The following is an 847-nucleotide window of genomic DNA, read 5'->3' on the forward strand; positions in this document are numbered from 1 at the left end:
GGGCTGGGCAGCGTCGATCAGGATCCGGGGGAAGTTCGGGGCGTAGGCGGGTTTGAAATTGGCGGTGCCGGCGACACGAGTGGCGCCGGACGCTTCCTTGTCGGCGCCCGTCCCTTCCTTGAGCCGCGCGGCGAAGCCCCGAGGAGCGCTGGTGACGGCCACCCAGGCCTGCTGTCCCCTGGGACTGGTGCGCAGGATCAGGAATGCGGCCGGAGCGATGCGGGCCAGGGCATCCGGCGCGAGATCGTCGAGCTGCACCAGAGTGACGCCGTCGCCGGCGCGAGGTCGAACGATCAGATTGTTCTGCCGCCGCGCGGCGCTGGGCACCAGGTAGGGCATGGACTGCCGGGCCTGGGCCAAGCTTTGCGCTGGGCGAAAGCCCCGTTTCTCCTGCTGGAGGTTGGTGTGGGTGATGTCGAAAGCCTCGGCCCCCACACTGGCAAACAAGTTGAGCAGGCGCAGCGCCTCGGCGATCGGTTCGCCTGCGTCGTCAGACCCGTTCCCGTTCATGACCCCCCCCTGCCCCCCCGCCGTGGCTTCTATTTGCGTTGTCTATCCCGTGAACGTTGCCGAAAGCTAGTGGGCGTTGGCGGGGAGTGTAATTGATAACACGTTATCACGCTATCATGATAGCATGTAAACATGGTTGTTGTTTACGGAAGAAACTCTTGCGAATCCTGGTGGAGGTTCTCTAACCCGCAACCCGGATAGTCTGACACGGGACAATCTGTCGATTGAACAACTCGTCGTCGTCTTCTTGTTTGTTGATTTCTGCATGGCAAGGCCGTAGGGAACTTGCTTCCTTGTTGCTGTTGCCTCTGAGCGTGTAACGCGATCACTCTCAAAA

At 61.6% G+C, this 847-nt stretch carries 1 pseudogene; it reads right to left on the bottom strand.

The window, feature by feature from the left end:
* Nucleotides 1–510, bottom strand: a pseudogene (locus E4Q23_RS23115) (DNA-primase RepB domain-containing protein); the annotation flags it as partial.
* Nucleotides 511–847: the final 337 nt, after the last annotated feature.

This window comes from Candidatus Accumulibacter phosphatis, from assembly GCF_012939955.1.
GTDB classification, from domain to species: domain Bacteria; phylum Pseudomonadota; class Gammaproteobacteria; order Burkholderiales; family Rhodocyclaceae; genus Accumulibacter; species Accumulibacter delftensis.